We start from the raw sequence: 26,345 nt of genomic DNA, 5'->3' as shown, positions 1-26,345 counted from the left end.
GCTGGCCCGGTCGGCGAGGCGCTCATCATGACGGCCATCGGCCTGGCCGTGGCGGTGCCCGCCGTGCTGTCGTACAACTGGCTGGTTAGGCGCAACAAGGCCGTCATGGACGACGTGCGCGCCTTCAGCCAGGACCTGCACGCCGTGGTGCTGGGTTCGGTCAAAAAAGACTAAACCCCATGGCCATGAACCTCGGTGCCAATGATGATGACGACGGCGATGACGCGCTCATGTCGGCCATCAACACCACGCCGCTGGTGGACGTGATGCTGGTGCTGCTCATCATCTTCCTGATCACGATTCCCGTGGTCACCAGCTCGATCCAGCTCTTGTTGCCCAAGGAGCGCGTGGAAGTGCGCGAAACCAAGCCCGGCAACATCATCATATCGGTCGATCATGGCGGCAACATCTACTGGTATGAGGCACGCATCGACAACGTCGAGGCGCTGGCGGCCAAGCTTAAAAAAGTGGCCAGCCTCGAACCGCAGCCTGAGGTGCAGGTGCGCGGCGACGCCAATGCCCGCTTTGAGGGCGTCGGCAAAGTGCTGCTGGCCTGCCAGCGCGCGGGCATCAATAAGGTCGCTTTCATCACCGAACCGCCAGCGTTGGGCGGTTGAGCGCCAGCCAGGTAACTGCTTATGGGAATGCACGCAGGAAACACCAGCAGCTCGGATGAGCCCGAAGTGATGATGGAGATCAACACCACGCCGCTGATCGACGTGATGCTGGTCTTGCTGGTCATGCTCATCATCACCATCCCGATCCAGTTGCACTCGGTCGAGCTGGCATTGCCGGTCGGCGCGCCGCCCACTGCGCTGCTCAAGCCCGAAAAAATCCGGATCGACATCGACGCGCAAAGCGTGCTCTATTGGCAGGGCCTGCCGGTAACGGCCGCCGAGCTCGACGACAACATGAAAGCCATTGCGCCCCGGCAGCCGCAGCCCGAGGTTCACATCCGGCCCGACAAGGGCTCGCAATACGCCGTCTTTGCCAACGTGCTCGCCAGCAGCCGCCGCCTGGGGCTGAACAAGATTGCGGTCATTGGCGCGGAGCAGTTTGTCCAATGAACACGCTTGAAATGGATGCCCGCTTTGAGCCGCGCGACCCCTCGCGGCGCGTCAAGGGCCTGGTCGTGGTGATTGCGCTGCACGCGCTCATGGGCTACGCGCTGGTCTCGGGCATGGCGCGCGAGGGTCTGAACCACATCAAGAAACCGCTGGCGGCCGTGGTGATTCAGGAAGTCACCATTCCACCGCCACCGCCACCTCCGCCACCTCCGCCGCCAAAAAAAATCGAGAAGCCCCGCGCCGTTCCCAAGGTGGTGGCGCCACCACCGCCCTATGTGCCGCCGCCCGACGTGGCGCCGCAGCTTGCCAGCAATGCGCCGGTGATTGAAGCGGTGGCCACGTTGCCGCCAGAGCCAGTGGTCGTCGCAGCGCCACCACCCCAGCTGGCGCCCGTGGCGACTGGCCCCCAGCGCACCAGCATCGGGCTGGCCTGCCCCACGCAGGTGCCGCCCGAGATGCCACGCAGAGCACTGCGCGATGGCATCGAGGGCGTGGTCAAGGCGCAAATCCACATCAAGGGCGGCCGCATTGTCGATGTGACCATTTTGTCGGGGCCGCCCGTGTTCCATGCCGCCGTCAAGGCCGCGATGATGCAGTACACCTGCGTTACCGACAGCGATGGCGATGACGTGATTGCCACGCAGGAGTTCAATTTCAGGTTTGAGTAAGAGGGGTGTAACCGCTCGGTACCGCAGCCGCGTGTCGGCGTTCGATAATGCACACATGAACCAACTCGACACCCTCAAACAATTCACCACCGTGGTCGCTGACACCGGCGACTTCCGGCAAATTGAAGCCTTTCATCCCACCGATGCCACCACCAATCCGTCGCTGATCCTGAAAGCGGTGCAAAAGCCCGAGTACCGCTCGTTGCTCGATGAGACCGTGGCGCAGTACCGCGGCCGCCCGCTTGACGAGATCACCGACCGCTTGCTGGTGCGTTTTGGCTGCGAGATTTTGTCGATCATTCCGGGCCGGGTCTCGACCGAGGTTGATGCGCGTTTGAGCTTTGACACCGATGCCACCTACAGCCGCGCCGAGCGGCTGATCGAGCTCTACCAGGCGCAGGGCATTCACATTGACCGTGTGCTGATCAAGGTGGCCGCCACCTGGGAAGGCATTCAGGCTGCGAGCCGGCTGGAGCAGCGCGGCATCCACACCAACCTGACGCTGCTGTTTTCGTTCTGCCAGGCGGTGGCCTGCGGCCAGGCCAGGGTGCAACTGATCTCGCCCTTTGTCGGGCGCATTTACGACTGGTACAAAAAGTCTGCCGGTGCGGCCTGGGTCGAGGCGGACCACGCCGGTGCCAACGACCCCGGCGTGCAGTCGGTGACGCAAATTTTCAACTATTACAAAAAGCATGGCATTGCCACCGAGGTCATGGGCGCGAGCTTTCGCAACATTGGCCAGATCACCGCGCTGGCCGGCTGCGACCTGCTGACCATCAGTCCGGAGCTGCTGGCGCAGCTGGCTGCCAGCAAGGCGCCACTGGTGCGCGCGCTCGATGCCCAGGCGGCCCGGGCGCTGGATGTTCCCTTTGTGAGTTATGACGAAGCCGCCTTCCGCTTTGCGCTGAACCAGGATGCCATGGGCACCGAAAAGCTGGCCGAGGGCATTCGCGCGTTTTGTGCCGATGCCGGCAAGCTCGACCAGATATTGCTGGCGGCGTGAGATCGGTTTGTCACTGCGAGCGAAGCGCGGCAGTCCATGCAGTCAGAAGACAAGGATTGCTTCACTGCGTTCGCAATGACAAGGATAATTCGCAATGAATGGGCCTATTGGTTTTAACTGAAATGAGGTTGTTTATGAAACGTACCCGTTGTGACCGCACCGCCGCCTGGAGTCAATTGCAGGCCGCATTTGAATCCACTGGCCGCACTTTTGATGTGCGCCAGGCTTTTGCCGCCGACCCCGCGCGCTTCGACGCCTTCAGCCAAGGCGCGCCCCATGTGTTTGCCGACCTGTCCAAAAACCGGATCGACGCAGCCACCGAAGCCTTGCTGCTGGAACTGGCGCAGCAGACCGGGCTGGCCGCGCACCGCGACGCCATGTTTGCCGGTGAGGCTATCAACACCACCGAGCAGCGCGCCGTGATGCACTGGCTCCTTAGAGCGCCGCCGCTGGACCCGGCCATGCCGGCACAGTCGGTGCACCGGCACCTGGCCGAGACGCTGCACGAGGTGCACAGCACGCTGGCTGCCATGCTCGCATTCGCCGAACAGGTGCGCGGGGATGCAAGCATCACCGACATCGTCAACATCGGCATTGGCGGCTCCGACCTGGGGCCGCAAATGGCGGTGCTGGCGCTCGATGAATTCGTGCTCCCCGGCAAACGCTTGCACTTTGTCTCGAATGTCGATGGCCACGAGCTCAACGCGGTGCTTAAAAAGCTCAAGCCTGAGAGCACGCTGTTTCTGGTGGCCAGCAAAACCTTCACCACCATCGAGACCATGACCAATGCGCGGTCGGCCAAGAGCTGGTTCGAGGCCAAGGGCGGCACCGACATCGCCCGGCATTTTGCCGCGCTCACTACCAACGTGACGGCGGCCCGGGCCTTTGGCATCAGCACCACGTTCGGGTTTTGGGACTGGGTGGGTGGGCGTTATTCGGTGTGGTCGGCCATCGGCCTGCCGCTGGCGATTGCCATTGGCGCCCAGGGCTTCAAGGCATTTCTGGCGGGTGCACACGCCATGGACGAGCACTTTCGCAGCGCACCGCTGGCGCAGAATCTGCCGGTGCGCCTGGGCCTGCTCGACGTGTGGTACCGCAACTTTCATGGCTTTGCCAGCCGCTCTGTGGCGCCTTACCACAGCGCGCTCAAACGTTACCCGGCCTACCTGCAGCAGTTGGAGATGGAAAGCAACGGCAAGCGCGTTGACGCCAGCGGTGCAGCCTTGCCCTACGGCACCTCGCCGGTGATCTGGGGTGAGCCGGGCACCAACGGCCAGCACGCCTATTTCCAGATGCTGCACCAGGGCACTGACGTGGTGCCGGTGGAGTTTGTCGCGGTCAAAAAACCGCGTCATGACTTGCCCGGCCACCACACACTGCTGCTGGCCAACGCGCTGGCGCAGGCGCAGGCGCTGATGCTGGGCAAGGCAGATGCAGGTGGCCACAAACATTTCACCGGCAACCGACCCAGCACCTTTTTGCTGCTCGACGAGCTCAGCCCCGCCAGCCTGGGCGCGCTGATCGCCTTGCAGGAGCACCGCGTGTTTGTCAGCGGCGCGGTCTGGGGCATCAACAGCTTTGACCAGTGGGGCGTGGAGCTGGGCAAGGTGCTGGCCAAGGACGTTGAAGTGCGTTTAAAGAGCGGTGATGCGACCGGCCTGGACGGCTCCACCGCCGGTTTGCTGGCGTTATTGGCCTGACAAATAGCGGGCGGCAAAGCGTTGCAAAGTGGCTTGGTAAAGCGCCGGGTTGGCGATATCCAGGTCGCTGTGCCTGGCGTTTTCCATGGCGAGCCAATGTTTTGGCACACTGGCCGCGGCAAACAGGCGTTCGCCCAGCGCGATCGGAATGGTGTCGTCATCACGGCCATGCAGCATCAGCAGCGGCGCCTGAACCTGGGTGATTTTGCCAATCGAATCAAAACTGTCCGGGTAAAACAGATTGAGCAGGCTGCCCAGCACGCCCACCGTGCTGGCCACGTCGTCAAAGCTGGTAAAGGCTGATTCGAGCACCAGGCCGCCATAGTCTGCCGGGCTTTGCAGGCGGCTGGCCAAATCCAGCGCCACGGCACTGCCCATGGAGTGACCGTAGATTACGCGTTTTTTGGCATCGGACTGGCGTTTTTTGAGTTCGCGCCAGGCCAACCGTGCGTCGGCCAGAATGCTCTCTTCGGTGGGGATGAGCGCGCTACTTTCACCCCAGCCCCGGTAGTCCACCGCCAGTACCGAGAAGCCGGCCGTGCGCAGCGCCTCGATCTTGCGCCGGTTGCCAAACAAGTTGCGAAACGTGCCGTGCAGGTACAGCAGCGTGGGCGCATCCGTCCGGGCGTGGGGCAGCCACCAGAGGGCCACGTGTTGCGCTGCATCGGTGTCGGAGGAGCTGACCAAATACCGCTGGTCGCCGTTTGGCAAACCCGCAAAGTCGGCGGGCACGCCGGCCGTTGGGCGGTAGATGAGAAGGCGCTGTTTGGTGTCGAGCCAGGCGCAGCCGCTGCTGGCCAGTAGTGCCAGAACCAGGCCCAGTCGGAAAAAAACGGCCGTTACACTGATCGCCTTGCAAGATTTCCAATTCACGCGCGCCCTCATGAAGAAATTGATTTGTACCGTCATCGGCCTGATTGTGGCGCAGCTGGCGCCGCTGGCCATGGCCCAGCCAAGCGAGCTGGAGCCTGTCAGCCAGAGCCCTAAGCTGCAACTGCAGTTCAGCCCCTATTCCTATCACTTTTCGCCCAGCGATGATCACAAGCCGGTCTTCATGGTCGGACTGGAGCGCGAGCATGCCAGTGGCGAGCTCGATGGCATCAGTTTTTTCAGCAACTCTTTTGGCCAGGAATGCTTGTACATCTACCCTTGGGGCGGTGTTTACAAAAACATCTGGGGGCTTGAGCCCTTGTCGTTCAAATGGACGGCGGGCCTGCTGTACGGCTACAAAGAGCCTTATGAAAACAAGGTGCCGTTCAATCACAAGGGTTTTTCGCCGGGTGTCGTGTTCGCCCTGGCTTACGAGTTCAAGCCCGGCTGGTCAGCCCAGGTGAATGCGCTGGGTAACTCGGCGCTGATGTTCCAGTTGAATATGCTGAGCAAGTAAATAGCGACAAAGAAAAACCCCCGCAAGGCTCGCGCTTTGCGGGGGTTTGCTTATAAAAACAAGCGTGTTGGCTTACATGCCCATGCCGCCCATGCCACCCATGCCGCCCATGCCACCCATGTCACCGCCACCCATGCCGCCGCCAGCTGCGTCGTCCTTGGGAGACTCGGACACCATGCACTCGGTGGTCAACATCAGGCTGGCCACAGACGCTGCATTTTGCAGCGCCGTGCGGGTCACCTTGGTGGGGTCCAGAATGCCCATTTCGATCATGTCGCCATAGGTGTCGTTGGCGGCGTTGAAGCCGTAGTTGCCAGAGCCCGCCATGACCGCGTTGACCACCACCGAGGCTTCGCCGCCGGCGTTGTAAACAATCTCGCGCAGCGGCGCTTCGATGGCCTTGAGCACCAGCTTGATGCCGGCGTCCTGGTCGGCGTTGCTGCCCTTGATGGCGCCAGCGGCTTGCTTGGCACGCAACAGCGCCACACCGCCGCCAGCCACAATGCCTTCTTCTACTGCCGCGCGGGTAGCGTGCAGTGCGTCTTCGACGCGGGCTTTCTTTTCTTTCATCTCAACCTCTGTGGCAGCGCCAACCTTGATCACTGCCACACCGCCGGCCAGCTTGGCCACGCGCTCTTGCAGTTTTTCGCGGTCGTAGTCGCTGGTGGCTTCTTCGATTTGCACGCGCACTTGCTTCACGCGGGCTTCGATGTCAGCAGCCGGGCCGGCACCGTCGATGATGATGGTGTTTTCCTTGCCCACTTCGATGCGCTTGGCGCTGCCGAGGTCAGCCAGCGTGACCTTCTCGAGGGTCAGACCTACTTCTTCAGCGATGACCTTGCCGCCGGTCAGGATGGCGATGTCTTCCAGCATGGCCTTGCGACGGTCGCCAAAGCCAGGGGCCTTGACAGCTACCACCTTCAGGATGCCGCGGATGGTGTTGACCACCAGGGTGGCCAGGGCTTCGCCATCGACATCTTCCGCAATGATCAGCAGCGGACGGCCCGACTTGGCGACCTGCTCAAGGGTGGGCAGCAAGTCACGGATGTTGCTGATCTTCTTGTCGTACAACAACACGAAGGGGTTTTCCAGCAGCGCGGACTGTTTCTCAGGGCTGTTGATGAAGTAGGGTGACAGGTAGCCACGGTCGAACTGCATGCCTTCAACCACTTCGAGTTCGCTGTCCAAAGACTTGCCGTCTTCGACGGTGATCACGCCTTCCTTGCCCACTTTGTCCATCGCATCGGCAATGATTTTGCCAATGGTTTCGTCAGAGTTGGCAGAGATGGAGCCAACTTGTGCGATTTCCTTGGAGGTGGTGGTGGCCTTGGAAGCTTTTTTGAGTTCGTCGATCAGCGCGGCCACAGCCTTGTCGATGCCGCGCTTGATGTCCATCGGGTTCATGCCGGCGGTCACGTACTTCATGCCTTCGTGCACGATGGCCTGCGCCAACACAGTAGCGGTGGTGGTGCCGTCGCCAGCCAGGTCAGAAGTCTTGGAAGCAACTTCCTTGACCATCTGCGCGCCCATGTTTTGCAACTTGTCTTTGAGTTCGATTTCCTTGGCCACGGACACACCGTCCTTGGTCACGGTGGGGGCGCCGAACGAGCGCTCCAACACCACGTTACGACCTTTGGGGCCCAGCGTCACTTTGACCGCATTGGCCAAAATGTTCACGCCTTCAACCATACGAGCGCGGGCTTCGCCGCCGAAAATTACGTCTTTTGCTGCCATGTTAGGACTCCAATAATTTCAAATAAATACGATATGCGTTGTTTGGTTTGACAAGAAAGCGCGCTGGCTTTACTTTTCGACAACGGCAAACAAATCATCTTCTTTCATGACCAACAGCTCATCGCCATCGACCTTGACGGTCTGGCCGCTGTACTTGCCGAACAACACGCGGTCGCCCACTTTGACGGCCATCGGGCTGACTTCGCCCTTGTCATTCTTTTTGCCGGGGCCAACGGCCAGCACTTCGCCTTGATCAGGCTTTTCAGCGGCGCTGTCAGGAATGACAATGCCGGAAGCGGTGCGGGTTTCGTTTTCTACGCGTTTGACGATCACGCGGTCGTGCAGGGGACGAAGTTTCATGGGGACTCCTATAAAGTGTGAAACAGGGGGTTAACAAAACAGCCACCACAATTTGCATTGAAGTGACTTGTAAATTCAGAGGGAGTACCAACGCGCTTGCTAGCACTCACCTCATGCGAGTGCTAATGATAAGGCCATTTGTCTGGTTTTCAAGACCGCCTGTGGTGATTGACCCTACTTTTTTGGGCGCACGGCACCAGGATTGCACCGTCATCTTTCCCGGTTGCCGTTCCTGAGGCACACTCGCTACCCTGTTCCATTTTTTTAGTCTTGTCCATGTTGTACGTCACCCTCAAAGCCCTGCACCTGCTCGCCGTCATCGTCTGGATTGGCGGCATGGTATTTGCCCATTTCTTCTTGCGCCCGGCCGTGGGGGCGCTGGAGCCTGCCGTGCGGGTGCGCCTGATGCACGCGGTGCTGGGGCGCTTCTTTGGCGCCGTGCTGGCGGCCATAGCGGTCGCGCTGGCCACCGGCCTGTGGATGATCGGCCGGGTCGCCAAACAGGTGGTGCAGGCGGGCGGCCATTTCAACATGCCGCTGGAGTGGACCATCATGGCCACGCTGGGCATTGTCATGATGCTGATTTTCGGCCACATCCGCTTTGGCCTGTACAAGCGCCTGAGCCGGGCCACGCAGGCGCTCGACTGGCCTGCCGGTGCTGCGGCGCTGGGGCAAATCCGCAGCTGGGTGCTGGTGAATCTGGCGCTGGGCGTGCTGATTGTGCTGGTCACGCTGATCGGTGTGCCGCGCTAAACACCCCGCATGAATCCTGACGCACTCCACCTGTGGCGCGCACCACGTTGGGCGCTGGCGGTGCTGCTGGCCACGCTGGGCATGCTCGGGCCGTTTTCCATCGACACCTACATCCCGGCGTTTGCCGGTATTGCCAGCTCGCTCGACGCCACACCGCTGCAAATGCAGCAAACGCTCTCAGCCTACCTGTTTGGTTTTGCTTTCATGAGCCTGTTTCATGGTGCCCTGTCCGACAGCGTGGGACGTCGGCCGGTCGTGCTGTGGGGGCTGGCCGCCTTCACGCTGGCCTCGATGGGCTGCGCGCTGTCGCAAAGCATTGGCCAACTGGTGTTTTTCAGGGCGGTGCAGGGCCTTACTACCGGCGCTGGCATTGTGGTGTCGCGCGCCGTGGTGCGCGACATGTTTTCACCGGCGCAGGCGCAAAAGGTGATGAGCCAGATCACTATTTTCTTTGGCGTGGCACCGGCCATTGCGCCCATGATCGGCGGCGTGCTGTTTGCGCAGTTGGGCTGGCACAGCGTGTTCTGGTTTCTGACGGCGGTAGGCGTGGCGCTGTGGGTCGCCAACTACAAACTGCTGCCTGAAACCCTGCACATCTCCCAGCGCCAGCCGCTCAAGGTCAGCAATTTGCTGCAGGGTTATTGGAAACTGGGCCTTGATCCGCGTTTTTTGCTGCTGGCGCTGGCCAGCGGTGTGCCGTTCAACGGCATGTTTTTGTACGTGTTGTCTGCCCCGGTGTTTTTGGGCGAGCACCTGGCGCTGGCGCCCACGCAGTTTTTCTGGTTCTTTATCATCGTCATCAGCGGCATCATGAGCGGCGCGTTTGCCAGTGGCCGCATGGCCGGGCGGTTGGCGCCCAAGCAGCAAATCAAATACGGCTTTGCCATCATGCTCGGCATTGCGCTCATCAACCTGCTGGCCAACGCGCTGTTTGACGCGCATGTGGCATGGGCCATGTTCCCGGTGGCCATTTTTGCCTTTGGCTGGGCCATGATGGTGCCGGTGATCACCCTGCTGGTGCTCGACCTGCACCCCGACCGCCGTGGCATGGCGTCGAGCCTGCAGGCCTTCATTGGCGCCAGTGCCAACGGTGTGGTGGCGGGTGTGATCGCGCCGCTGGTGATGCACTCCGCCGTGGCGCTGGCCGCCGCCTCGCTGGCCATGCTGTCGGTGGGCTTGTTTGCCTGGGTCGGTCTGCACCGGCGCTGGCCGGTCATTGGCCGGATCATTGAGCACCCGGTGGGGTAAATGACGGCTTAGCGCGCTGGAATTCCCAGCGGCAGATACAGCGTCAGCGGCGAATCAGTCTTTTACCGTTTGAGCGCACAATGAGTCCTGTTTAATGATGTGGCATCTACCAGGCGCATGCCGGCGGGTAACTCCGGATAGGCTTTGTGCAGTGCCGCGCGGCGCCTTGCGTCAATCGCGCACGCCAACCTTTGCCACGGGCGAGAATGTCCGAAAGAGCCTCTTCCAAGGATTCACGCCGATAGTCCCACAGAAAATTGACCAAGCAGGCAGACTGCGCCAGGTCCTTTGCGGACTTGACCCTGAAGGCCCCGGTGCGCTCACCATAAACCACCAGTTTGTGCAATGCCTAGCGTTCAGGGCTCGGCACGTTCACGAGCACGGCGCCCTCGCTGCAAAAGAGCACCCCCTGCGCCACCTTCCCCGGCGAAAATTCCATAAAGGGCAGCGGTTGCAGCGTCACGTGCATTTGCGGATGCTTGTACGGCGCGTCACCACCGCGATGCGGTGGCGTCAGAAAGTCCAGCCGGAAATCGGCCTCGCTGGGCATGAGATAGGTGCCCTCAGTGCACGCCAAGACTGTTGCCAAAGGTAAAAAAGGCATGCATGTCGATGAGAACCCCACCGGCGTGGGAAAAACCATAATCAGCCAGGCGCCGTATGACGCGATAGTGCCGCGGCAACACGGCGGCGTAATCCAGCGCCATCGCAGAGCGTGCAAGCGGGCCTGGAGTTGCTGCTGCACTGGGCGCATTTCTTTGAGTCATGAGCCTTTGAACCGGCTCGCCGTCGGGGTCAACGCACATCTGATGCAGTTTGCCTGAGGGCGCTGTCAACTGAAAAACGTTAAATCGCTTTCTGCACCAGCGCACCGCGGTACAGATAAGGCAGCAGCGGCTGTGCACTGGCTTCGGCACCGCCCCGGTTTTCGACACTGATGGACAGATGGGTCACTTTGGCGAGCGATTTGTCGGTGGCAGGCAATTGCGCCGTTCTGATTTTGGGTGTCAGCACCCCCAGCGATTTGGGTTGGCCGGGCACACTGGTGTCCCACAGTTGCAGGCTGTCGTTCTGCCCTTCCTTGATGTCGGTGAGGCGCTGCAGCTGCAAAAATCCGTCCAGCGGGTCAAACGTGACCAGCACGCCAGGGGCTTGCTGGGCGTCGAGCAGCACGGCGACGTATTTGGTTTGCGGCACATTCTTGAGCTTGCCCTGCAGGTGTGTGATTTGCGCGTTGAACATCTCGTAAAGACTGACACCGGTGGCAGTCCCCACGGCCAGCAGCACCACGCAGATGATGGTGGCCAGGCGCCAGCCGGTGGTGTAAGGCGGGATGATTTCTTTGGTTTCAGGTGTCGTCATGTGGTTAATCCGGAGTTTGCATCCAGTCGGGCCCGGTGCTTGGCAATTTGCGCGCGCACCTGGTTCGGTGCGGTGCCGCCCAGGATGTCACGGGCGTTGAGCGAGCCGCGCAGGCTTAAAACTTCATACACATCTTTGTCAATGCTCGGATTGAAGCCTTGCAGCACCGCCAGCGGCAATTCCGACAGATCCACCTGGTGGGTGATGGCCGCCTTGACCGCATGGGCCACAGTTTCGTGCGCGTCACGGAACGGCAGGCCTTTCTTGACCAGGTAGTCGGCCAGGTCGGTGGCAGTGGCGTAGCCGCGCAGCGCCGCCTGTTCCATGGCCTGGGCGTTGACCGTGATGCCGCCTTCTTTTTGACCCGTGGCCGGGTTCAGTTGGCCGCCGATCATTTCGGCAAAGATGCGCAGCGTGTCTTTCAGCGTATCGACCGTGTCGAACAGCGGCTCCTTGTCTTCCTGGTTGTCCTTGTTGTAGGCCAGCGGCTGGCCCTTCATGAGCGTGATCAGGCCCATCAGATGGCCGACCACACGGCCGGTCTTGCCGCGCGCCAGCTCGGGCACGTCGGGGTTTTTCTTCTGCGGCATGATGGAGCTGCCTGTGGTGAAGCGGTCGGCAATTTTGATGAAACCAAAGTTCTGGCTCATCCACAACACCAGCTCTTCGCTCATGCGGCTGATGTGCACCATGCACAGCGCGGCGGCGGCGCTGAATTCAATGGCGAAGTCGCGGTCGCTGACGGCATCGAGCGAGTTCTGGCATACCTGCGGCTGGCCTGTGGCGCTGACCATGCCCAGCGTGATGGCGACACGCTCGCGGTCCAGCGGGTAGCTGGTGCCGGCCAGCGCGGCAGCGCCCAACGGCAAGCGGTTGACGCGCAAACGCACCTCGGCCATGCGCTCGGCATCGCGGCTGAACATTTCCACATAGGCCAGCAGGTGGTGGCCAAAGCTCACCGGCTGGGCCACTTGCAGATGCGTGAAGCCGGGCAGGATAACCTCCACATGCTGCTCCGCCACGTCAATCAAAGACCTTTGCAGGTCAACCAGCAAAGCGCTGATCAGGTCGATTTCACCGCGCAGCCACAGCCGCACATCGGTGGCCACCTGGTCGTTGCGCGAACGCCCGGTGTGCAGGCGCTTTCCCGCGTTCCCCACCAGCTGGGTCAGGCGCGCCTCGATGTTGAGGTGCACGTCTTCCAGGTCGAGCTTCCATTCGAACGCGCCGGATTCGATCTCGGCGCTGACCTGCGCCATGCCGCGCGTGATGTCGGCCAGGTCTTGTGCTGTGATGATGCCCTGGGCTGACAGCATGTCGGCGTGCGCCAGCGAGCCGGTGATGTCGGCCTGCCACAGGCGCTTGTCAAAAAAGACGCTGGCCGTGTAGCGCTTGACCAGATCGCTCATGGGTTCGGAAAACAGCGCCGACCAGGCCTGGGACTTTTTGTCGAATTGGTTTTGGCTCATCAAAGTTTCAAGGTAGGTGAGGGCGGGGCGCCCGAGAATCATCAATAATTGCCGCAGTGGTCAAGTTGGCCACCCATCAGGCAGATGAATGAAAGATTCCCAAATTTTATCGGTCTTCCACGACACCGCAGAAGCTCCCGACGCGAATGCCGTGCTGCGCCCTGCCGTTTTGGTGTTTGACGCCTGCCATGTGGGTGTGGTGTTGCGCGCCGTGCTGTTTGTGCAGTCGGTGGTGGCGGTGGCGGCCATGTTCGGGGCCGCCACACCGCAGGACTGGCTGACCCGGATGGCCTTGTTCACCGGCGCCACGCTGCCCGCCACCTTGCTGTGGCTGATCGTGGCGTGCAGCCTGAAAAAATTACTGGCGCGCCTGCGTCCCGCGCTGCAACAGGCGGCCGGTGTCGCGCTTGGTGCCCTGGCGGGGTTGTACGGCTGCGCCATGCTGGCCATGGTCGGCTCACTGCAATCAGCGCCTTGGTGGGCCAGCGCTTTTGCCGGTGCCCTGTTGTCGGCCGCACTGGTGGCTGCGCTGATGTTGCGCGCCAAGGGCCGCGCGCCGACGGCGGTGGCGGCGCGCCTGGCCGAGTTGCAGGCGCGCATCCGGCCGCATTTTTTGTTCAACACGCTCAACAGCGCGATTGCCCTGGTGCGCGCCGAGCCGCGCCAGGCCGAGCGTTTGCTTGAAGACCTCAGCGATTTGTTTCGCCATGCCCTGAAGGAGCAGGGCGAGTCGGTCACCTTGGCGGAGGAAATTGCCTTGGCGCAGCGCTATCTGGCGATTGAGCAGGTGCGCTTTGGTGAGCGCATCCGCATCGCGTGGGCGCTCGATGCCGCCGCAGAGTCGGCCCGCCTGCCGCCACTGCTGCTGCAGCCGCTGGTGGAAAACGCCGTCAGGCATGGGGTGGAGCCCAGTGCCAGTGGTGCCGACATCAGGGTCAGCACCGAGTGCCGTGGCTCGCGCGTGGTGATCAAGGTGAGCAACACCACCAGCGGTGTCAACAGCGCGGGCGGTAGCGGCACGGCGCTGGCCAATGTGCGCGAGCGTCTGAGCCTGTTGCACGACGTGCAGGCGTACTTTCAAAGCGGCCTGAAAGACGGCGTTTATCAGGTCAGGATCGAGGTGCCCGCATGAACAGCCTAAAGGGGGTCGCATGATCCGCGTGCTGGTGGTGGACGACGAAAGCTTGGCGCGCAGCCGGCTCAAAACGCTGCTGGGCGATTGCCGCGAGCCGCAAGCCCAGGTGCTGGGCGAAGCCGCCAATGCGGTGCAGGCCATCGAGTTCTTGCAGCACCACGATGTCGATGCGGTGCTGGCCGACATCCACATGCCCGGTGCCGATGGCCTGATGCTGGCGCGGGCGTTGCGCCAGTTGCCGCACCCGCCGGCGGTGGTCTTTGTGACCGCCTTTGCCGAACACGCGGTGCAGGCTTTCGAGCTGGAAGCGCTGGACTACCTGACCAAGCCGGTGCGGTTGGAACGCCTGCAGGCTGCGCTGCACAAAATCGCGCGTGTGATGCAGCTTGTGCCGCAAGCGCCGCCAGCAGAGCTCGAGGAGGTGCTGGTGATTCAGGAGCGCGGCGGCACCGTGCGCCTGCCGTTGACGCAGGTGCTGTACCTCAAAGCCGAGCTGAAATACATCACGGTGCGCACCGCCAGCCGCAGCTATCTGCTGGAGGCTTCGCTGTCCGAATTGGAGACCCGTTATGCCAGCCGTTTCATGCGCATCCACCGCAACGCGCTGGTGGCCCGGCGCGCCGTGCGGGCGTTGGAAAAGCACCACGACCCCGAAGAGGGCGAGGGCTGGGCGGTGCGGCTTGATGGGGTGGCAGAAGTGTTGGCTGTCTCACGCCGCCAACTCAGCGCCGTGCGGGCCTTGGTGAGCGCCGCGTAGCCCGAATGCCTGCACGCCTTCAACCCGTATTGCGCAGCCCCGCTGCAATGCCGTTGATCGAGATGTGAATGCCGCGTTTCAGGCGCTCATCGGTCTGCCCGGCGCGGAAACGGCGCACCAGTTCCACTTGCAGATGGTGCAGCGGGTCGATGTACGGAAAGCGGTGGCGGATCGAGCGTTGCAGCGCGGCGTTGTTGGCCAGGCGCTGCGTGTCGCCGGTGATCAACTCGAGCGCATGCGCGGTGCGCTGCCATTCCAGCTCGATGGCCGAGAAGATTTTTTTGCGCAGGCGTTTGTCATCCACCAGTTCGGCGTAGCGCGAGGCCAGCGCCAGGTCGCTCTTGGCCATCACCATGTCCATATTGGACAGCAGCGAGTTGAAAAACGGCCATTGTTTCTGCATTTGTTGTAACAACGTCAGGCGCTGCTTGGTGAGTTTGGCTGTGGCGCCGGGTGGATTGAGAAAGGCATCCACCGCCGCGCCAAAACCAAACCAGCCGGGCAGTGTCAGGCGGCATTGGCCCCAGCTGAAAACCCAGGGAATGGCGCGCAGGTCTTCGATTTTTTGTGTTGCCTTGCGTGACGCAGGGCGTGAGCCGATGTTGAGCTCGGCAATTTCGCGGATCGGCGTGGCATCGAAAAAGTATTCTGTAAAACCCGGCGTCTCGTACACCAGCTTGCGGTAGGCGGCCATGCTCGACAGCGACAGCGCGGCAGCCGCCTCCAGATAAGCGGGAAGCGCCGACTGGGTCGGGTGCAGCAGGGTGGCCTCCAGCGTGGCCGCCACCAGCGTTTCCAGGTTGCGTCGGCCAATTTCGGGGTTGGCATATTTGGAGCCGATCACCTCGCCTTGCTCGGTCAGGCGAATCTGGCCGCGCACCGTGCCCGGGGGTTGCGCCAGGATGGCCTCGAAGCTGGGGCCGCCGCCACGCCCCACGGTGCCGCCACGGCCGTGGAACATGCGGATTTGAATCGGGTTGTCGCCAGTGGTCAGGTTGATCTCGTCAAACGCCGCCACCAGCGCAATTTCGGCCTGGTACAGCTCCCAGTTGCTGGTAAAAATGCCGCCGTCCTTGTTGCTGTCGGAGTAGCCCAGCATGATGTCCTGCTCGCCGTACTGGTCTGCTGCCCCGCGCTGCACCATGGCCAGCACGCCGGGCAGGGCGAAATACTCGCGCATGATGCTGGCGGCGTTGCGCAGGTCTTCGATGGTCTCGAACAGCGGCACCACAATCAGGTCGCAAGTGGCTTGCGCGTCCAGCGTGCCCCGCATCAGCCCCACTTCTTTTAGCAGCAACATGACTTCAAGCAGGTCGCTCACGGTTTCGGTGTGGCTGATGATGTAGTGGCGAATGGCCTGCGTGCCAAACAGCGCGCGCGATTGCTTGGCGGTCTCGAAAATGCCGAGCTCGCTCACCGTGCGCGTGCTGTAGGCGTGGCCGGTCACGCGCAGTGGGCGGGCGTCGCACAGCAGGCGCATCAGCAATTCACGCTTGGCGGTCTCGTCGAGCAGGTCGTAATGCGGCGTGATGCGGGCCGTGGCCAGCAGTTCGGCCAATACGGTTTCATGCTGCTCCGAGCTTTGCCGCAGATCAACGCTGGCCAGGTGAAAGCCAAACACTTCCACTGCCCGGATCAGCGGTTGCAGGCGTTGCGCCACCAGCGCCTGGGCGTGCTGCGCCAACAGCGACGCCTCAATGGTGCGCAGGTCGCGCAACAGCTCTTCAGGCTCGGGGTAGGGGTTTTGCGGCACCACCGCATGACGGGCGGCCTCGCCACCGCTGAGCGCTTTCAGGGTGGCGGCGAGGCGCGCATAGACGCCGATCAGGGCGCGCCGGTAGGGCTCGTCCTTGCGGTGCGCGTTGGCGTCGGGCGATTGGTCTGCCAGCGCCTGCATCGCTGCCGGGAAGTCCACCAGCATGGCCGACAGCGACAGTTCGCCGCCCAGCTGGTGCACCTCGGTCAGGTAATGGCGCAGCGCCATGTCAGCCTGGCGGCTCAAGGCGTGGCGCAGGGTCTGGGCGTTGACGTTGGGGTTGCCGTCGCGGTCGCCGCCAATCCATTGGCCCATGCGCAGGAAACTGTGCACCGGATGCGGCCCCAGCGCCTGCTCCAGTCTGGCATAGAGCTTGGGGATTTCACGCAGGAAGGTTGACTCGTAATAACTCAGGGCGTTCTCGATCTCGTCGGCCACGGTGAGCTTGGAAAAACGCAGCAGCCGGGTATGCCACAACTGCAGCACGCGGGCGCGCAACTGGGCTTCGTTCTGGCTCAGTTCGCGCGGCGTCAAGGCATCGTGCGCCACCTTGCTGGCCGCGGCCTGCGCCAGGATGTCGTCGCGCGCAGTGAGCAGTTGGGCAATGGCGCGTTCGGCATCCAGAATGCTCTTGCGCTGCACCTCGGTGGGGTGGGCCGTGAGCACCGGCGAGACAAAACTGTGCGCCAACATGTCGCTGATGGCGTGCGGCCTGATGCCTTTTTCCGCCAGGCGTTTGAGCGTCATGTCGATGCTGCCGGGGCGCATGCTGCCGGCGCGCTCGTGCACCGCGCGGCGGCGGATGTGGTGGCGGTCTTCGGCCAGATTGGCCAAATGGCTGAAGTAGGTAAAGGCGCGCACCACGCTCACGGTCTGGTCGCCGCTGAGCGACTTGAGCAGCTTGTTGAGTGCCTTGTCGGCCACCAGGTCGTCGTGGCGGCGAAAGCTCACCGAAAGCTGGCGAATCTGCTCGATCAGGGCGTAGGCGGCATCGCCCTCCTGTTCGCGAATCACGTCGCCCAAAATGCGCCCGAGCAGGCGGATGTCTTCTACCAGCGGGCGTTCGCTGTCAAGGAGTGCATTTGATTTTTGTTGGGAAGCAGGCTTGGGCATGGCGGTTTTCACAGTCGGTGGCAATTGGCTTGAGCAAAAGCCATGCTAGCATTCTTGGCTTGAACAAGATTACGAAAAGGTTACGGCTTTTCAGCCCCGCACTATGCAGCACTTCACCATTGCAACACGAGAAAGCCGCCTGGCCATGTGGCAGGCCGAGCATGTACAAGCCCTGTTGGGCACCAAGGGCCATCAGGTCAGCCTGCTGGGCATGACCACCCAGGGCGACCAGATTCTGGACCGGGCGCTGAGCCAGGTCGGCGGCAAGGGCCTGTTTGTCAAGGAACTGGAAGTGGCGCTGGAAGAAAAGCGCGCCGATCTGGCCGTGCACTCGCTCAAAGACGTGCCGATGGAACTGCCCGAAGGCTTCATCCTGGCCTGTGTGATGGAGCGTGAAGACCCGCGCGATGCCTTTGTCTCCAACAAATATGCCAGTCTGGATGCCTTGCCGCAGGGCGCGGTGATGGGCACCTCGAGCCTGCGCCGCGTGGCCTTGCTGCGCGCCTTGCGGCCCGATCTGCGCATCGAGCCCTTGCGCGGCAATCTGGACACGCGTCTGCGCAAACTCGATGAAGGCCATTACGATGCCATTGTGCTGGCTGCGGCCGGTCTCAAGCGCCTGGGGCTGGCCGCGCGCATTCGCGCGGAGTTCGACCCCTCGGTGATGCTGCCGGCAGCCGGCCAGGGCGCGCTCGGTATCGAGGTGTGCGCTGACCGCGCCGACGTGGTGGCGGCGCTGGCACCTTTTGCGCACCAGACATCCTGGCTGGCGGTGGCGGCCGAGCGCGCCGTGAGCCGGGCCATGGGTGGCAGCTGTTCCATGCCGCTGGCAGCCTACGCCACGCTCAACGACAACGTGTTAACCATGGACGCAGCCTGGGGCGATACCGAGGGCCAGTTGCCGCTGGTGCGTGTGCACCTGGCCGGTGTGGTGACCGACCTGGCCAGCGCGGCCGATCTGGGTCAGCGCGTGGCAGATGCCCTGCGCAACCAGGTGTTGGCCCAGGGAGGCACGCTTGCCCATTTGGCCGCGCCCACCTCTCAACCGGATTGACTGTGCGCATCATCGTCACCCGGGTGCAGCCGCAGGCGCAACACTGGGCTGAGCGCTTTGCCGCCAGCGGCCATGAGGCGCTGGTGCTGCCGCTGATCGAGGTGCGCGGCTTGCCCGACACCACCGCAGTGCGAGCGGCCTGGCAGCGCTTGCCTGGCTACGCGGCCGTCATGTTTGTCAGCCGCCATGCGGTCGATTTTTTCTTTCAGGAAAGGCCTGGGCCGGTTTCCGCTGGAAACCCGCTGACGGTGCCAGCGCCCCGCTTCTGGTCAACCGGCCCCGGTACCGCCAAGGCCCTGCTGGCGCAAGGCGTGCCACCGGCTTTGCTCGACACACCCGCGGAGCAGGCCGGGCAATTTGACTCCGAAGCGTTGTGGAGCCTGGTGCACACCGGGGTGCGGCAGGGCAGCAAGGTGCTGATTGTGCGTGGCGACAGTGTCGCGAGCGACGGCAGCACCAGCGCCGACAACGATGCAGGCGTGGGCCGTGAATGGCTGGCCGAGCGTTTGCGCCAGGCTGGCGCGCAGGTGGATTTTTTGGTGGCTTACCAGCGCGGTGCCCCGGTTTGGGGTGATCAGCAGCGTGAACTGGCGCGCGACGCTGCATCCAGCGGTGCGGTCTGGCTGTTCAGCAGCGCCGAAGCGCTGGGCCATTTGCATGAGCTGCTGCCCGGGCAGGACTGGGCAGCCACCCGCGCGCATGCCACCCATCCCCGTATCGCGGCAGCGGCCCGTGGCTTGGGCTTTGGTGTGGTCACGCAGTCGCGCCCGACCTGGGAAGAGGTGCTGGCCTCGGTAGAATCCCCGGCATGAATTCCGAGCTTTCCCCCGAATCCGGCAAATCGCCCGGTCCTGTTGCGCCTGGCCCGAGTGCGTCCCCTGCTGCTGGCGCTGATGCAGTGGCCAAAGGCGGGCCAGAAGCCCGGTTGGCCCTCTGGCTGCTTGGCGCTCTGGCCGTGCTGGCCTTGTTGACGGTTACCCTGTTGTGGCAAAAAGTGGCCGGCATGCAAGAGCAACTGGCGCGTCAGAGCGCCGAGGCGCAGTCGCAGTCGCTGGAGGCGCGGGGGCTGGCCAAACAGGCCGTGTCATTGGCGCAGGATGCCTCTGCGCGGGCCGCCGTGCTGGATTCGCGCTTGAGCGAGGTCGCTTTGCAGCGCAGCCAGCTCGACGAGTTGATGCACAGCATGTCGCGTTCGCGCGATGAAAATCTGGTGGTCGATCTCGAAGCCGCCTTGCGCTTGGCCCAACAACAAGCGCAACTGACTGGCAGCGTGGAGCCCTTGCTGGCGGCCCTCAAAAGCGCCGACCAGCGCATCATTCGCGCGGCACAACCGCGGCTGGCCTTGCTGCAGCGCGCCATTGCCCGCGACATCGACCGCGTCAAGGCGGCGGCGGTCAGCGACACCCCCACGCTGTTGATCAAGCTCGACGAACTGGTGCATCTGGCCGATGAACTGGTGCTGGCCAATGCGGTGGCACCCGCGCGCCAAGTCGAAAAAAACCTGGTCGCAGCGCCGCAAGCGCCCGTGAGCTGGTGGCAAACTGGTTTCAAGGTGGTGCTCGGAGAGGCGCGCAACCTGGTCAGGGTGAGCCGCATTGAATCCCCGGAGGCAGCCCTGCTGTCGCCTGAGCAGTCTTTTTTCCTGCGTGAAAACCTCAAGCTCAAGCTGCTCAATGCCCGCCTTGGGCTGCTGGCGCGGCAGATTGAATCGGCGCGCTCCGATCTGGCCGACGCGCAAGCCATGCTGAAAAAATACTTTCAGGCCAATGCCCGCAAAACCCAGGCCGCCGCAGCCTTGTTGCAACAGGTGCAAACGCAAATGCGCACCCTGCAGCTACCGCGCATCGACGACACGTTGGCGGTGCTGGCCACCACCGTTGCCGGACGCTGATCATGCGCGTCGCTTTGTGGTTTTTGGGCTTGTTCGGTGTGGCGGTGTTGCTGGCCTTGTTTGTCAGCAGCAACGCCGGCACCATCACCGTTTTTTGGCCACCGCACCGGGTTGATCTGTCGCTCAACATGGTGGTGGTGTTGCTGGGCTTGCTGTTTTTGTTGCTGCACCTGGCGCTCAGGGCTTTGGCTGCGTTGTTCGCCCTGCCCGGGCAGGCGCATTCCTGGCGGGCGCGCCATCAGGAGCAGGCCATGCATGCCACACTGCTCGATGCCATGTCGCACTTTGTGGCAGGGCGTTTTCTGCGGGCCAGAAAGTCGGCGCTCGAAGTGTTGTCGCGTGAAGCGGCCGTGGGGCATTATGGTGAAGCGGGTTCTGCTGCCGCGCGTTTGCGCGTGATGGCCAGTCTCATGGCCGCAGAAAGCTCGCAGGCATTGCAGGACAAAACTGCGCGCGATGCCCATTTCCAGCAGGCGCTGGCACAGTCTGCCAGCCTGGGTGCCACAGGCATCCGCGAAGGATTGTTGCTGCGCGCCGTGCGCTGGTCGCTGCGCGATCGGGATGCGGCGGCGGCGCAGGATTGGTTTGCCCAGTTGCCGCAGGGGGTCGCGCGGCGCACCCTGGCCCTGCGTTTGCGGCTCAAGTTGGCGCGTTTGACAGGGCAATCGGGTCTGGCGCTGGATACGGCGCGCCTGCTGGTCAAGCACCGCGCTTTTTCCGAGGATTCTGGCTTGGGCCTGGTGCGTGCCCTGGCGCTGGAAAATATCCAGACGACCCGCGACACCGAGCAGTTGCAGCGCATCTGGCACAAGCTCGAGTCTGCCGAGCAAACCATGCCCGAAGTGGCCTGCCTGGCCGCGGCGCGCTGTCTGCAGCTGGGTGGTGATCAGGCCACCGCGCTGGCCTGGCTGCTGCCGGTGTGGGCGCGCATGGCCAAAACCCCGAATGCCTTGAGCCAAAGCCAGAAAATTGCCCTTGTACGTGTGCTGGAGGCGGCCTTTGCCGGTGCGGTCGATACGGTCTGGCTGGCGCGTATCGAGCAGGCACAAATGGCACAACCCGGCGATGCCGTTTTGCAATATCTGGCCGGTGTAGCCTGTCTGCAGCTTGAACTTTGGGGTAAGGCGCAGCAGTTGATCAGCCAGGCTTTGCCGCGTTTGCACGATAACCGGCTGGCCGCCAGCGCCTGGTTGATGCTGGCCGATCTGGCGCAGCGCCAGGGTGATTCAGCGCGGGCTGCGCAGGCCTGGCAAAAAGCCGCACAAGTGGCCTTGCGTCAGGAAGATTGAGCCGGGCAGTGTGCGCCTATGGGCGCTTGTGCAGCGCCCCTTGGCGCGTCACAAACAGGCGCAGGCCGCCTGACTCCTGGTACAGCATCGTGTCCGTCTTGGCGGTAAGGCGCGTCATGTTGGCCTCACAAAAAAAGGCGATGGGTGTGAGCCCATCGCCTTGGTGCGGATCAAGCCAGATGATCAGTTGCAGGTCGGGCAGAGGCCACAGGTGGCCGTGGCGGAACCGGTTACCGTTGTATTGCTCAGGGGCTCAGTGCCGCTGACGCTGACGGTGTTGCTGTAACTTTGCTGGCTGGGTGTACCGTCGCCTGCCACGGTGCCAGGATAGTAAGAGAGCGGGTTGGTAAAACTCGCGCATTCTTCCGGGGCCAGGGTGGTTTTGCTGAGCGTGAGGGCACCGACCTTGCTGTCGTTTGCGGTGACATTCACCAACTTTGTCTCGGTGTCGGTGTTGCAGACCTGGCCACCGAACCCCACTTTGACGACCACCTTGCCACCCTCCGCCACCACTTTGGTCTCGCAGTCCTTGGTGGCACCGATAGCGGGATTCAGTGGCACCTGCGGACAGACAGCGTTGTCTTGCACAGATGCGGTGGTGTAGGTCCCGACACGCCCGATGGCCGTGACCCAATTGGTCGGCGGGTTCAGCTTGCTGTTGATCGTGTATTGATCCACCTGCACCGTCTGGCCGCTCAAGATGTCGCCGCTATAGGTGTTGGTCCGATCGTCGGTTGCGACTTCAGGCGTTCCCACGTCATCAATGAGATCCACGCTGGTGATGGTGCCGTAGCCGGTGTTGGTGACCGACACCTGGTAGGTGTGATCGATGCTTTCCATGTCTGCCGCCAGAGTGGAACTCGTGCATGTCTTGGTCACCGAGATTTTGCAGGTGTTGAGCTCACCGAGTACAAAGTCCTTGAGCTGGGCGTTCACCTCTGATGAACTGCGCGTCTCGATCATGAAGCTGGCGAAGCAAGGTGTGTTGCCGCCGAGCAACTGGGTGATGTTGAGGCCACCCTTCATGAAGCTGTTGTAGGGGAACTCACCCGGCGTGCCGCTCTTGGGTGTGTAGTCCCAGGGCGCGGTCTCATTGGTGTTGTTGACCGAAGCGACATAGCCGTAACCGCTGCCGCCCGACCCCTCGGCGATCAGGCACAGATTGCTGCCTTTGATCCGGTTGGCGGTACTGCACGACCCGCTGGATCGATCCTGCCAGGAATAGATTTTCAGATTGGCAACCACACCACCGCCGGTGAATTCGCCAGTCCAGAAAATGTCGCCATTCTTGTGCTTGCCGGTGAAAGAGCCGTCGGGTTTGGCTCGCACCGATTCCTGGAAGAACCAGGCACCCATCATCGCGGAGCCAGTGTTGCTGAAGCGGTCGGACCCGATGTACAGGATCAGCGCGTTGTTGATGCCATAAGCGGACGCATAGGCGTGCGTGATGTCGTCCTTGTCCGGAACGGCACCATTCTTCCATTTCCACTGGGAAATATCATTGATGTCCTTGGAGCCGCCACCGGTAAAGATGCTGGCCGGAGCGTGGTCGTGCAGGATGCCTGTTGAAGCCACAAAGCTGCTATTGAGTCCGCCGAGGCTGTCGCAGTCTGCCTGGTTAAAACCGTCCGGGGTGCCAACGGGCAAGGCATGGGTGCAGCGGTAGATGGTCTCCCAGTCATCGCCGGGATGGCTGACATCATCCAGCGCGTTGGCACTGGGCTCGTCGATCTCGAAGTTGGGGTCGCTCGTGCCACCAGGCTGAAATGCCAGGGCCGCAGGGATTTGAGTCATCAGCAGGATGCCCAAAGCAGCGCCCGTCAAGCCAACGAGGCGCCTTTTTTAAAAGTTGCTGTTTTTCATGATCGTATGCTCCATAAACAGAGTGACAAATAAAGGCCAAGGACGCATCTGATAGGGATGCGGTGCACTTCCTGGGAGCAGTTGTCTGGTTCGTTTCGTGTTCCTTTTGATGCACAGGCACACTCTATTTTTTTTGAAACTGAAGCCGCTGCGAATTCTCAATTCGACGCTGAAATGAAGTTGCCTTGAGCGTCAACTGCCCGGGCTTATTACTTTGCGGACCCTGAGTCGCTGTGGCTCGGCCTTCCCTGTAGGGAGAATTTGACGAATGCCGGGGGTGGCTGAACCGGGTCGTTCAGAGCCGGGCGAGCGCGAGGTGCGCGCCAAGGTTTTGGCGCGCCTGAGCATGACCCACAGCGCAACCACTCCGGGACTGTGGGTGTGTCATCAATGCCATCAAATTTCCAGGTTGTCGATGAGCCGGGTGCTGCCCAGTTTGGCGGCGCCAAGCACCACCAGACCGTCGTTTTGGGCCAGTACCGTGACCTGCTCGGGCGCAGGGGGCTGCAAATTGCTGCGGCAACGCACGGTCAGGTAGTCGGGCTGCCAGCCGCGCTGGGCCAGCGCGTCCATGGCCTTTTGCTCAAGGGCTGGAAGGTCGGTGGTGCCGGTGCGCACGGCCTCCGCCATGGTGCGCAGGGCTTGTGACAATTGCACGGCTTCCAGGCGCTGGGCCGGGCTGAGGTAGTTATTGCGCGACGACAGCGCCAGCCCGTCAGGCGCACGCAGGGTGGTGCCGCCAATGACCTCGACGGGCAGGGCAAATTGGCGCACCATGCGCCGGATCACCATAAGCTGCTGGTAGTCCTTTTTGCCGAACAGGGCTACGCGCGGCCCGACGCAGGCAAAGAGCTTCATCACCACGGTGCAGACGCCAACAAAAAACCCAGGCCTGAAGTGGCCTTCGAGGATGTTGGCCGATTCCGATGGCGGCTGGATCGTAAAGCCTTGCGGCTCCGGGTACAGCTCTTTCTCGCCGGGCGCAAAAACCACATCACAACCCGCCGCGTCGAGCGCCTGGCAATCGGCCTCCCAGGTGCGCGGGTAGGTGTCGAAGTCTTCGTGCGGCAAAAACTGCAGGCGGTTGACAAAAATGCTGACCACCACCACGTCGCCCAGCGGCTTGGCCTGGCGCACCAGCGCCAGATGGCCGTCGTGCAGGTTGCCCATGGTGGGCACAAAAGCGGGGCGTTTGAAGTTGGCCAGGTGCTCGCGCAGTTCGGCGATGGTGCGGATAATTTTCATGATATTTGCGGGAAAGACCAGGATTTACACGAAGTGAAATCTGCTCTGTCCCCAACTGATTGTGGATGTCCAAATCTACCAGGCGTGCAGTGCGTTGTCCGGAAAGCTGCCGTTCTTGACTGCGGCAACATAGGCCTCCATGGCTTCCCTGATGCCGTGCTGGCCTTGCACGCCGGGCAGGTCGGCCATGAAGTTGCGCACGAATTTGGGCATCTTGCCCAGGTTCAGGCCCAGCATGTCGTGCAGCACCAGCACCTGGCCGGCCGTGCCGCTGCCGGCACCGATGCCGATGGTGGGGCAGTGCGGCAGCTCGACAGTGAGCTCGGCCGAGAGCGCGGCGGGCACCATTTCCAGCACCAGCAGCGAGGCGCCAGAATCTTGCAGCTCATGCGCGTGGCGTTTCATGAGGGTGGCCGACTCAACGGTTTTTCCCTGGACCCGGTAGCCGCCCAGGGCGTGCACGGTTTGTGGTGTCAGGCCCAGATGGGCGCACACCGGAATGCCGCGCTCCACCAGAAAGCGCACAGTGTCTGCGGTCCAGCCGCCGCCCTCGAGCTTGACCATGTGGGCACCGGCTTGCATCAGCACGGCGGCGCTGCGCAGCGCCTGTTCTTTGGATTCGTGGTAGGTGCCATAGGGCAGGTCGCCAATGATCCAGGCGGTGCCTTGTACCCGGCGCACGCCGCGCGTGACGCTTTCGACGTGGTAGCGCATGGTTTCCAGTGACACGCCGACGGTGCTGCTCAGGCCCTGGCACACCATGCCCAGCGAGTCACCGACCAGAATGCAGTCCACCCCGGCGGCGTCGGCCACTGCGGCAAAGGTGGCATCGTAGGCCGTGAGCATGGTAATTTTTTCAGCGCGAGCATGCATTTCGAGCAGTCGCGGCAGGCTCACCGGCTTGCGCAGCGCCGGGCTGCTGGCAGGCGGCAGCGTGCCGTAGGGCGAGGCGCTTTGGGGGGCAGTTGGGTTCATGAGCTTCTCCTGCACAAGTGGGGCGAAAGTTTACCGGGCTTGCAACGGCACGTGGTTACGCGCATGTTGGATGTGGTTGTGTGCGTCCACAAACACCAGTTTCGGGCGAAAGCTTGCCACCTGGGCTTCGGCTACCTGGGCGAAGGCGGCAATGATGAGCAGGTCGCCCACGGCAGCACGCCGGGCGGCAGAGCCGTTGACCGAGATCATGCCGGAGCCGCGTTCACCCCGGATGGCGTAGGTGATAAAGCGCTCGCCGTTGTTGATGTTCCAGATGTGGACTTGTTCGTTTTCAACGAGACCGGCAGCATCGAGCAAGTCTTCGTCAATGGCGCACGAGCCTTCGTAATGCAGCTCGCAGTCGGTCACGGCGACACGGTGGATTTTGGATTTGAGCAGGGTACGTAGCATGGCAGGCTCATGGTTTCAAAGTGGTGGGCACGGCATTGTCCAGCAGTTGCGGGTAGTCGCGGCTGAAGTGCAGTCCCCGGCTCTCATGGCGCGCCTGGGCGCTGC

The 26,345-nt window shown here is 62.4% G+C and carries 29 protein-coding genes; 15 read left to right on the top strand and 14 right to left on the bottom strand.

Translation table 11 applies throughout. From position 1 onward, the window contains the following. The 6 genes from IBX54_RS04130 to pgi form a co-directional block, all read left to right on the top strand. Positions 1–174, top strand: a 174-nt coding sequence (locus IBX54_RS04130) for a MotA/TolQ/ExbB proton channel family protein (protein WP_296541396.1), incomplete at its 5' end; no start/stop codon positions are given. A 5-nt stretch (positions 175–179) separates the two neighbouring features. Continuing rightward, positions 180–617, top strand: coding sequence for a biopolymer transporter ExbD (locus tag IBX54_RS04125; protein WP_296541395.1), 438 nt, complete (start codon positions 180–182; stop codon positions 615–617). A 21-nt stretch (positions 618–638) separates the two neighbouring features. Then, positions 639–1,067 carry a biopolymer transporter ExbD gene (locus tag IBX54_RS04120; RefSeq protein WP_296541394.1) on the top strand — a complete coding sequence of 143 codons (429 nt, stop codon included), beginning with the start codon at positions 639–641 and terminating at the stop codon, positions 1,065–1,067. Then, entirely contained in the window at positions 1,064–1,735 is a 672-nt protein-coding gene (locus IBX54_RS04115) for an energy transducer TonB (RefSeq protein ID WP_296541393.1), read from the top strand. Before IBX54_RS04120 ends, IBX54_RS04115 begins: the two co-directional genes overlap by 4 nt. Positions 1,736–1,790: 55 nt before the next feature. After that, positions 1,791–2,738, top strand: coding sequence for a transaldolase (tal, locus tag IBX54_RS04110; protein ID WP_296541392.1), 948 nt, complete (start codon positions 1,791–1,793; stop codon positions 2,736–2,738). 134 nt (positions 2,739–2,872) lie between these two features. Continuing rightward, entirely contained in the window at positions 2,873–4,438 is a 1,566-nt protein-coding gene (gene pgi, locus IBX54_RS04105; RefSeq protein ID WP_296541391.1) for a glucose-6-phosphate isomerase, read from the top strand. Here the strand turns inward: pgi and IBX54_RS04100 are convergent. After that, entirely contained in the window at positions 4,427–5,311 is an 885-nt protein-coding gene (locus tag IBX54_RS04100; protein ID WP_296541390.1) for an alpha/beta fold hydrolase, read from the bottom strand. The genes pgi and IBX54_RS04100 overlap by 12 nt on opposite strands. A 10-nt stretch (positions 5,312–5,321) precedes the next feature. Between IBX54_RS04100 and IBX54_RS04095 the strand changes: the two genes are divergently transcribed. After that, entirely contained in the window at positions 5,322–5,825 is a 504-nt protein-coding gene (locus IBX54_RS04095) for a hypothetical protein (RefSeq protein ID WP_296541389.1), read from the top strand. Between the two features lie 72 nt (positions 5,826–5,897). Here IBX54_RS04095 and groL read toward each other — a convergent pair whose 3' ends face one another. Both groL and groES read right to left on the bottom strand, forming a co-directional pair. Next, positions 5,898–7,559, bottom strand: a complete 1,662-nt coding sequence (gene groL / locus IBX54_RS04090; protein WP_296541388.1) for a chaperonin GroEL — start codon at positions 7,557–7,559, stop codon at positions 5,898–5,900. A gap of 69 nt (positions 7,560–7,628) precedes the next feature. Continuing rightward, on the bottom strand, positions 7,629–7,919 hold the full coding sequence (gene groES, locus IBX54_RS04085; RefSeq protein WP_296159662.1) for a co-chaperone GroES: 291 nt from the start codon (positions 7,917–7,919) through the stop codon (positions 7,629–7,631). A 276-nt stretch (positions 7,920–8,195) separates the two neighbouring features. Between groES and IBX54_RS04080 the strand changes: the two genes are divergently transcribed. Both IBX54_RS04080 and IBX54_RS04075 read left to right on the top strand, forming a co-directional pair. Next, on the top strand, positions 8,196–8,672 hold the full coding sequence (locus tag IBX54_RS04080; RefSeq protein ID WP_296541387.1) for a CopD family protein: 477 nt from the start codon (positions 8,196–8,198) through the stop codon (positions 8,670–8,672). Positions 8,673–8,681: 9 nt separating this feature from the next. Next, positions 8,682–9,920: a multidrug effflux MFS transporter gene (locus tag IBX54_RS04075; RefSeq protein WP_296541386.1), complete on the top strand. Its 1,239-nt coding sequence runs from the start codon at positions 8,682–8,684 to the stop codon at positions 9,918–9,920. Positions 9,921–10,026: 106 nt separating this feature from the next. Here IBX54_RS04075 and IBX54_RS15230 read toward each other — a convergent pair whose 3' ends face one another. From IBX54_RS15230 to argH, 5 genes are all read right to left on the bottom strand, one after another. Beyond that, the gene (locus IBX54_RS15230) at positions 10,027–10,266 is read right to left on the bottom strand and encodes a hypothetical protein (RefSeq protein ID WP_367141802.1); all 240 of its coding nucleotides are present in this window, start codon (positions 10,264–10,266) and stop codon (positions 10,027–10,029) included. Positions 10,267–10,269: 3 nt separating this feature from the next. Next, positions 10,270–10,470: a GSU2403 family nucleotidyltransferase fold protein gene (locus tag IBX54_RS04070; protein WP_296541385.1), complete on the bottom strand. Its 201-nt coding sequence runs from the start codon at positions 10,468–10,470 to the stop codon at positions 10,270–10,272. Positions 10,471–10,483: 13 nt separating this feature from the next. Beyond that, the gene (locus IBX54_RS04065; RefSeq protein WP_296541384.1) at positions 10,484–10,687 is read right to left on the bottom strand and encodes a hypothetical protein; all 204 of its coding nucleotides are present in this window, start codon (positions 10,685–10,687) and stop codon (positions 10,484–10,486) included. 79 nt (positions 10,688–10,766) lie between these two features. Further along, positions 10,767–11,282: an anti-sigma factor gene (locus IBX54_RS04060; RefSeq protein WP_296541383.1), complete on the bottom strand. Its 516-nt coding sequence runs from the start codon at positions 11,280–11,282 to the stop codon at positions 10,767–10,769. Beyond that, the gene (gene argH, locus IBX54_RS04055) at positions 11,279–12,751 is read right to left on the bottom strand and encodes an argininosuccinate lyase (RefSeq protein WP_296541382.1); all 1,473 of its coding nucleotides are present in this window, start codon (positions 12,749–12,751) and stop codon (positions 11,279–11,281) included. Before argH ends, IBX54_RS04060 begins: the two co-directional genes overlap by 4 nt. An 88-nt stretch (positions 12,752–12,839) precedes the next feature. Here argH and IBX54_RS04050 point away from each other — a divergent pair, with 88 nt between their 5' ends. Further along, positions 12,840–13,883 carry a sensor histidine kinase gene (locus tag IBX54_RS04050; RefSeq protein WP_296541381.1) on the top strand — a complete coding sequence of 348 codons (1,044 nt, stop codon included), beginning with the start codon at positions 12,840–12,842 and terminating at the stop codon, positions 13,881–13,883. Positions 13,884–13,902: 19 nt separating this feature from the next. Next, complete coding sequence (locus IBX54_RS04045) at positions 13,903–14,643, top strand: LytTR family DNA-binding domain-containing protein (protein ID WP_296541380.1); 741 nt, start codon at positions 13,903–13,905, stop codon at positions 14,641–14,643. Between the two features lie 19 nt (positions 14,644–14,662). Here the strand turns inward: IBX54_RS04045 and ppc are convergent, their stop codons facing one another. Further along, positions 14,663–17,512, bottom strand: coding sequence for a phosphoenolpyruvate carboxylase (ppc, locus tag IBX54_RS04040; protein WP_296541379.1), 2,850 nt, complete (start codon positions 17,510–17,512; stop codon positions 14,663–14,665). A gap of 103 nt (positions 17,513–17,615) precedes the next feature. Between ppc and hemC the strand changes: the two genes are divergently transcribed. Genes hemC through IBX54_RS04020 form a run of 4 tightly spaced genes read left to right on the top strand, consistent with a single transcriptional unit; the run spans position 17,616 to position 21,746 of the window. Beyond that, positions 17,616–18,566 (top strand): hydroxymethylbilane synthase, encoded by a 951-nt coding sequence (gene hemC / locus IBX54_RS04035; protein WP_296541378.1) that lies wholly within the window; start codon positions 17,616–17,618, stop codon positions 18,564–18,566. Positions 18,567–18,568: 2 nt separating this feature from the next. Continuing rightward, positions 18,569–19,378, top strand: a complete 810-nt coding sequence (locus IBX54_RS04030) for a uroporphyrinogen-III synthase (RefSeq protein WP_296541377.1) — start codon at positions 18,569–18,571, stop codon at positions 19,376–19,378. Then, positions 19,375–20,457: a uroporphyrinogen-III C-methyltransferase gene (locus tag IBX54_RS04025; protein ID WP_296541376.1), complete on the top strand. Its 1,083-nt coding sequence runs from the start codon at positions 19,375–19,377 to the stop codon at positions 20,455–20,457. The genes IBX54_RS04030 and IBX54_RS04025 overlap by 4 nt, the downstream gene beginning before the upstream one ends. Positions 20,458–20,459: 2 nt before the next feature. Next, positions 20,460–21,746 (top strand): heme biosynthesis HemY N-terminal domain-containing protein, encoded by a 1,287-nt coding sequence (locus IBX54_RS04020; protein ID WP_296541375.1) that lies wholly within the window; start codon positions 20,460–20,462, stop codon positions 21,744–21,746. A gap of 183 nt (positions 21,747–21,929) precedes the next feature. Here the strand turns inward: IBX54_RS04020 and IBX54_RS04015 are convergent, their stop codons facing one another. The 5 genes from IBX54_RS04015 to IBX54_RS15225 form a co-directional block, all read right to left on the bottom strand. Then, entirely contained in the window at positions 21,930–23,540 is a 1,611-nt protein-coding gene (locus IBX54_RS04015) for a hypothetical protein (RefSeq protein WP_296541374.1), read from the bottom strand. Positions 23,541–24,005: 465 nt separating this feature from the next. Beyond that, entirely contained in the window at positions 24,006–24,854 is an 849-nt protein-coding gene (gene panC, locus IBX54_RS04010) for a pantoate--beta-alanine ligase (protein ID WP_296541373.1), read from the bottom strand. A gap of 75 nt (positions 24,855–24,929) precedes the next feature. Further along, on the bottom strand, positions 24,930–25,829 hold the full coding sequence (gene panB / locus IBX54_RS04005) for a 3-methyl-2-oxobutanoate hydroxymethyltransferase (protein ID WP_296541372.1): 900 nt from the start codon (positions 25,827–25,829) through the stop codon (positions 24,930–24,932). A gap of 30 nt (positions 25,830–25,859) precedes the next feature. Then, on the bottom strand, positions 25,860–26,240 hold the full coding sequence (gene panD, locus IBX54_RS04000) for an aspartate 1-decarboxylase (protein WP_296541371.1): 381 nt from the start codon (positions 26,238–26,240) through the stop codon (positions 25,860–25,862). 7 nt (positions 26,241–26,247) lie between these two features. Beyond that, positions 26,248–26,345, bottom strand: a 98-nt coding sequence (locus IBX54_RS15225; RefSeq protein WP_367141804.1) for a hypothetical protein, incomplete at its 5' end; no start/stop codon positions are given.

The organism is Rhodoferax sp. (assembly GCF_014859475.1).
Lineage (GTDB): Bacteria > Pseudomonadota > Gammaproteobacteria > Burkholderiales > Burkholderiaceae_C > Rhodoferax.
The sequence above is the reverse complement of the archived record's forward strand: the minus strand, read 5'-3'. Positions and strand labels throughout refer to the sequence as shown.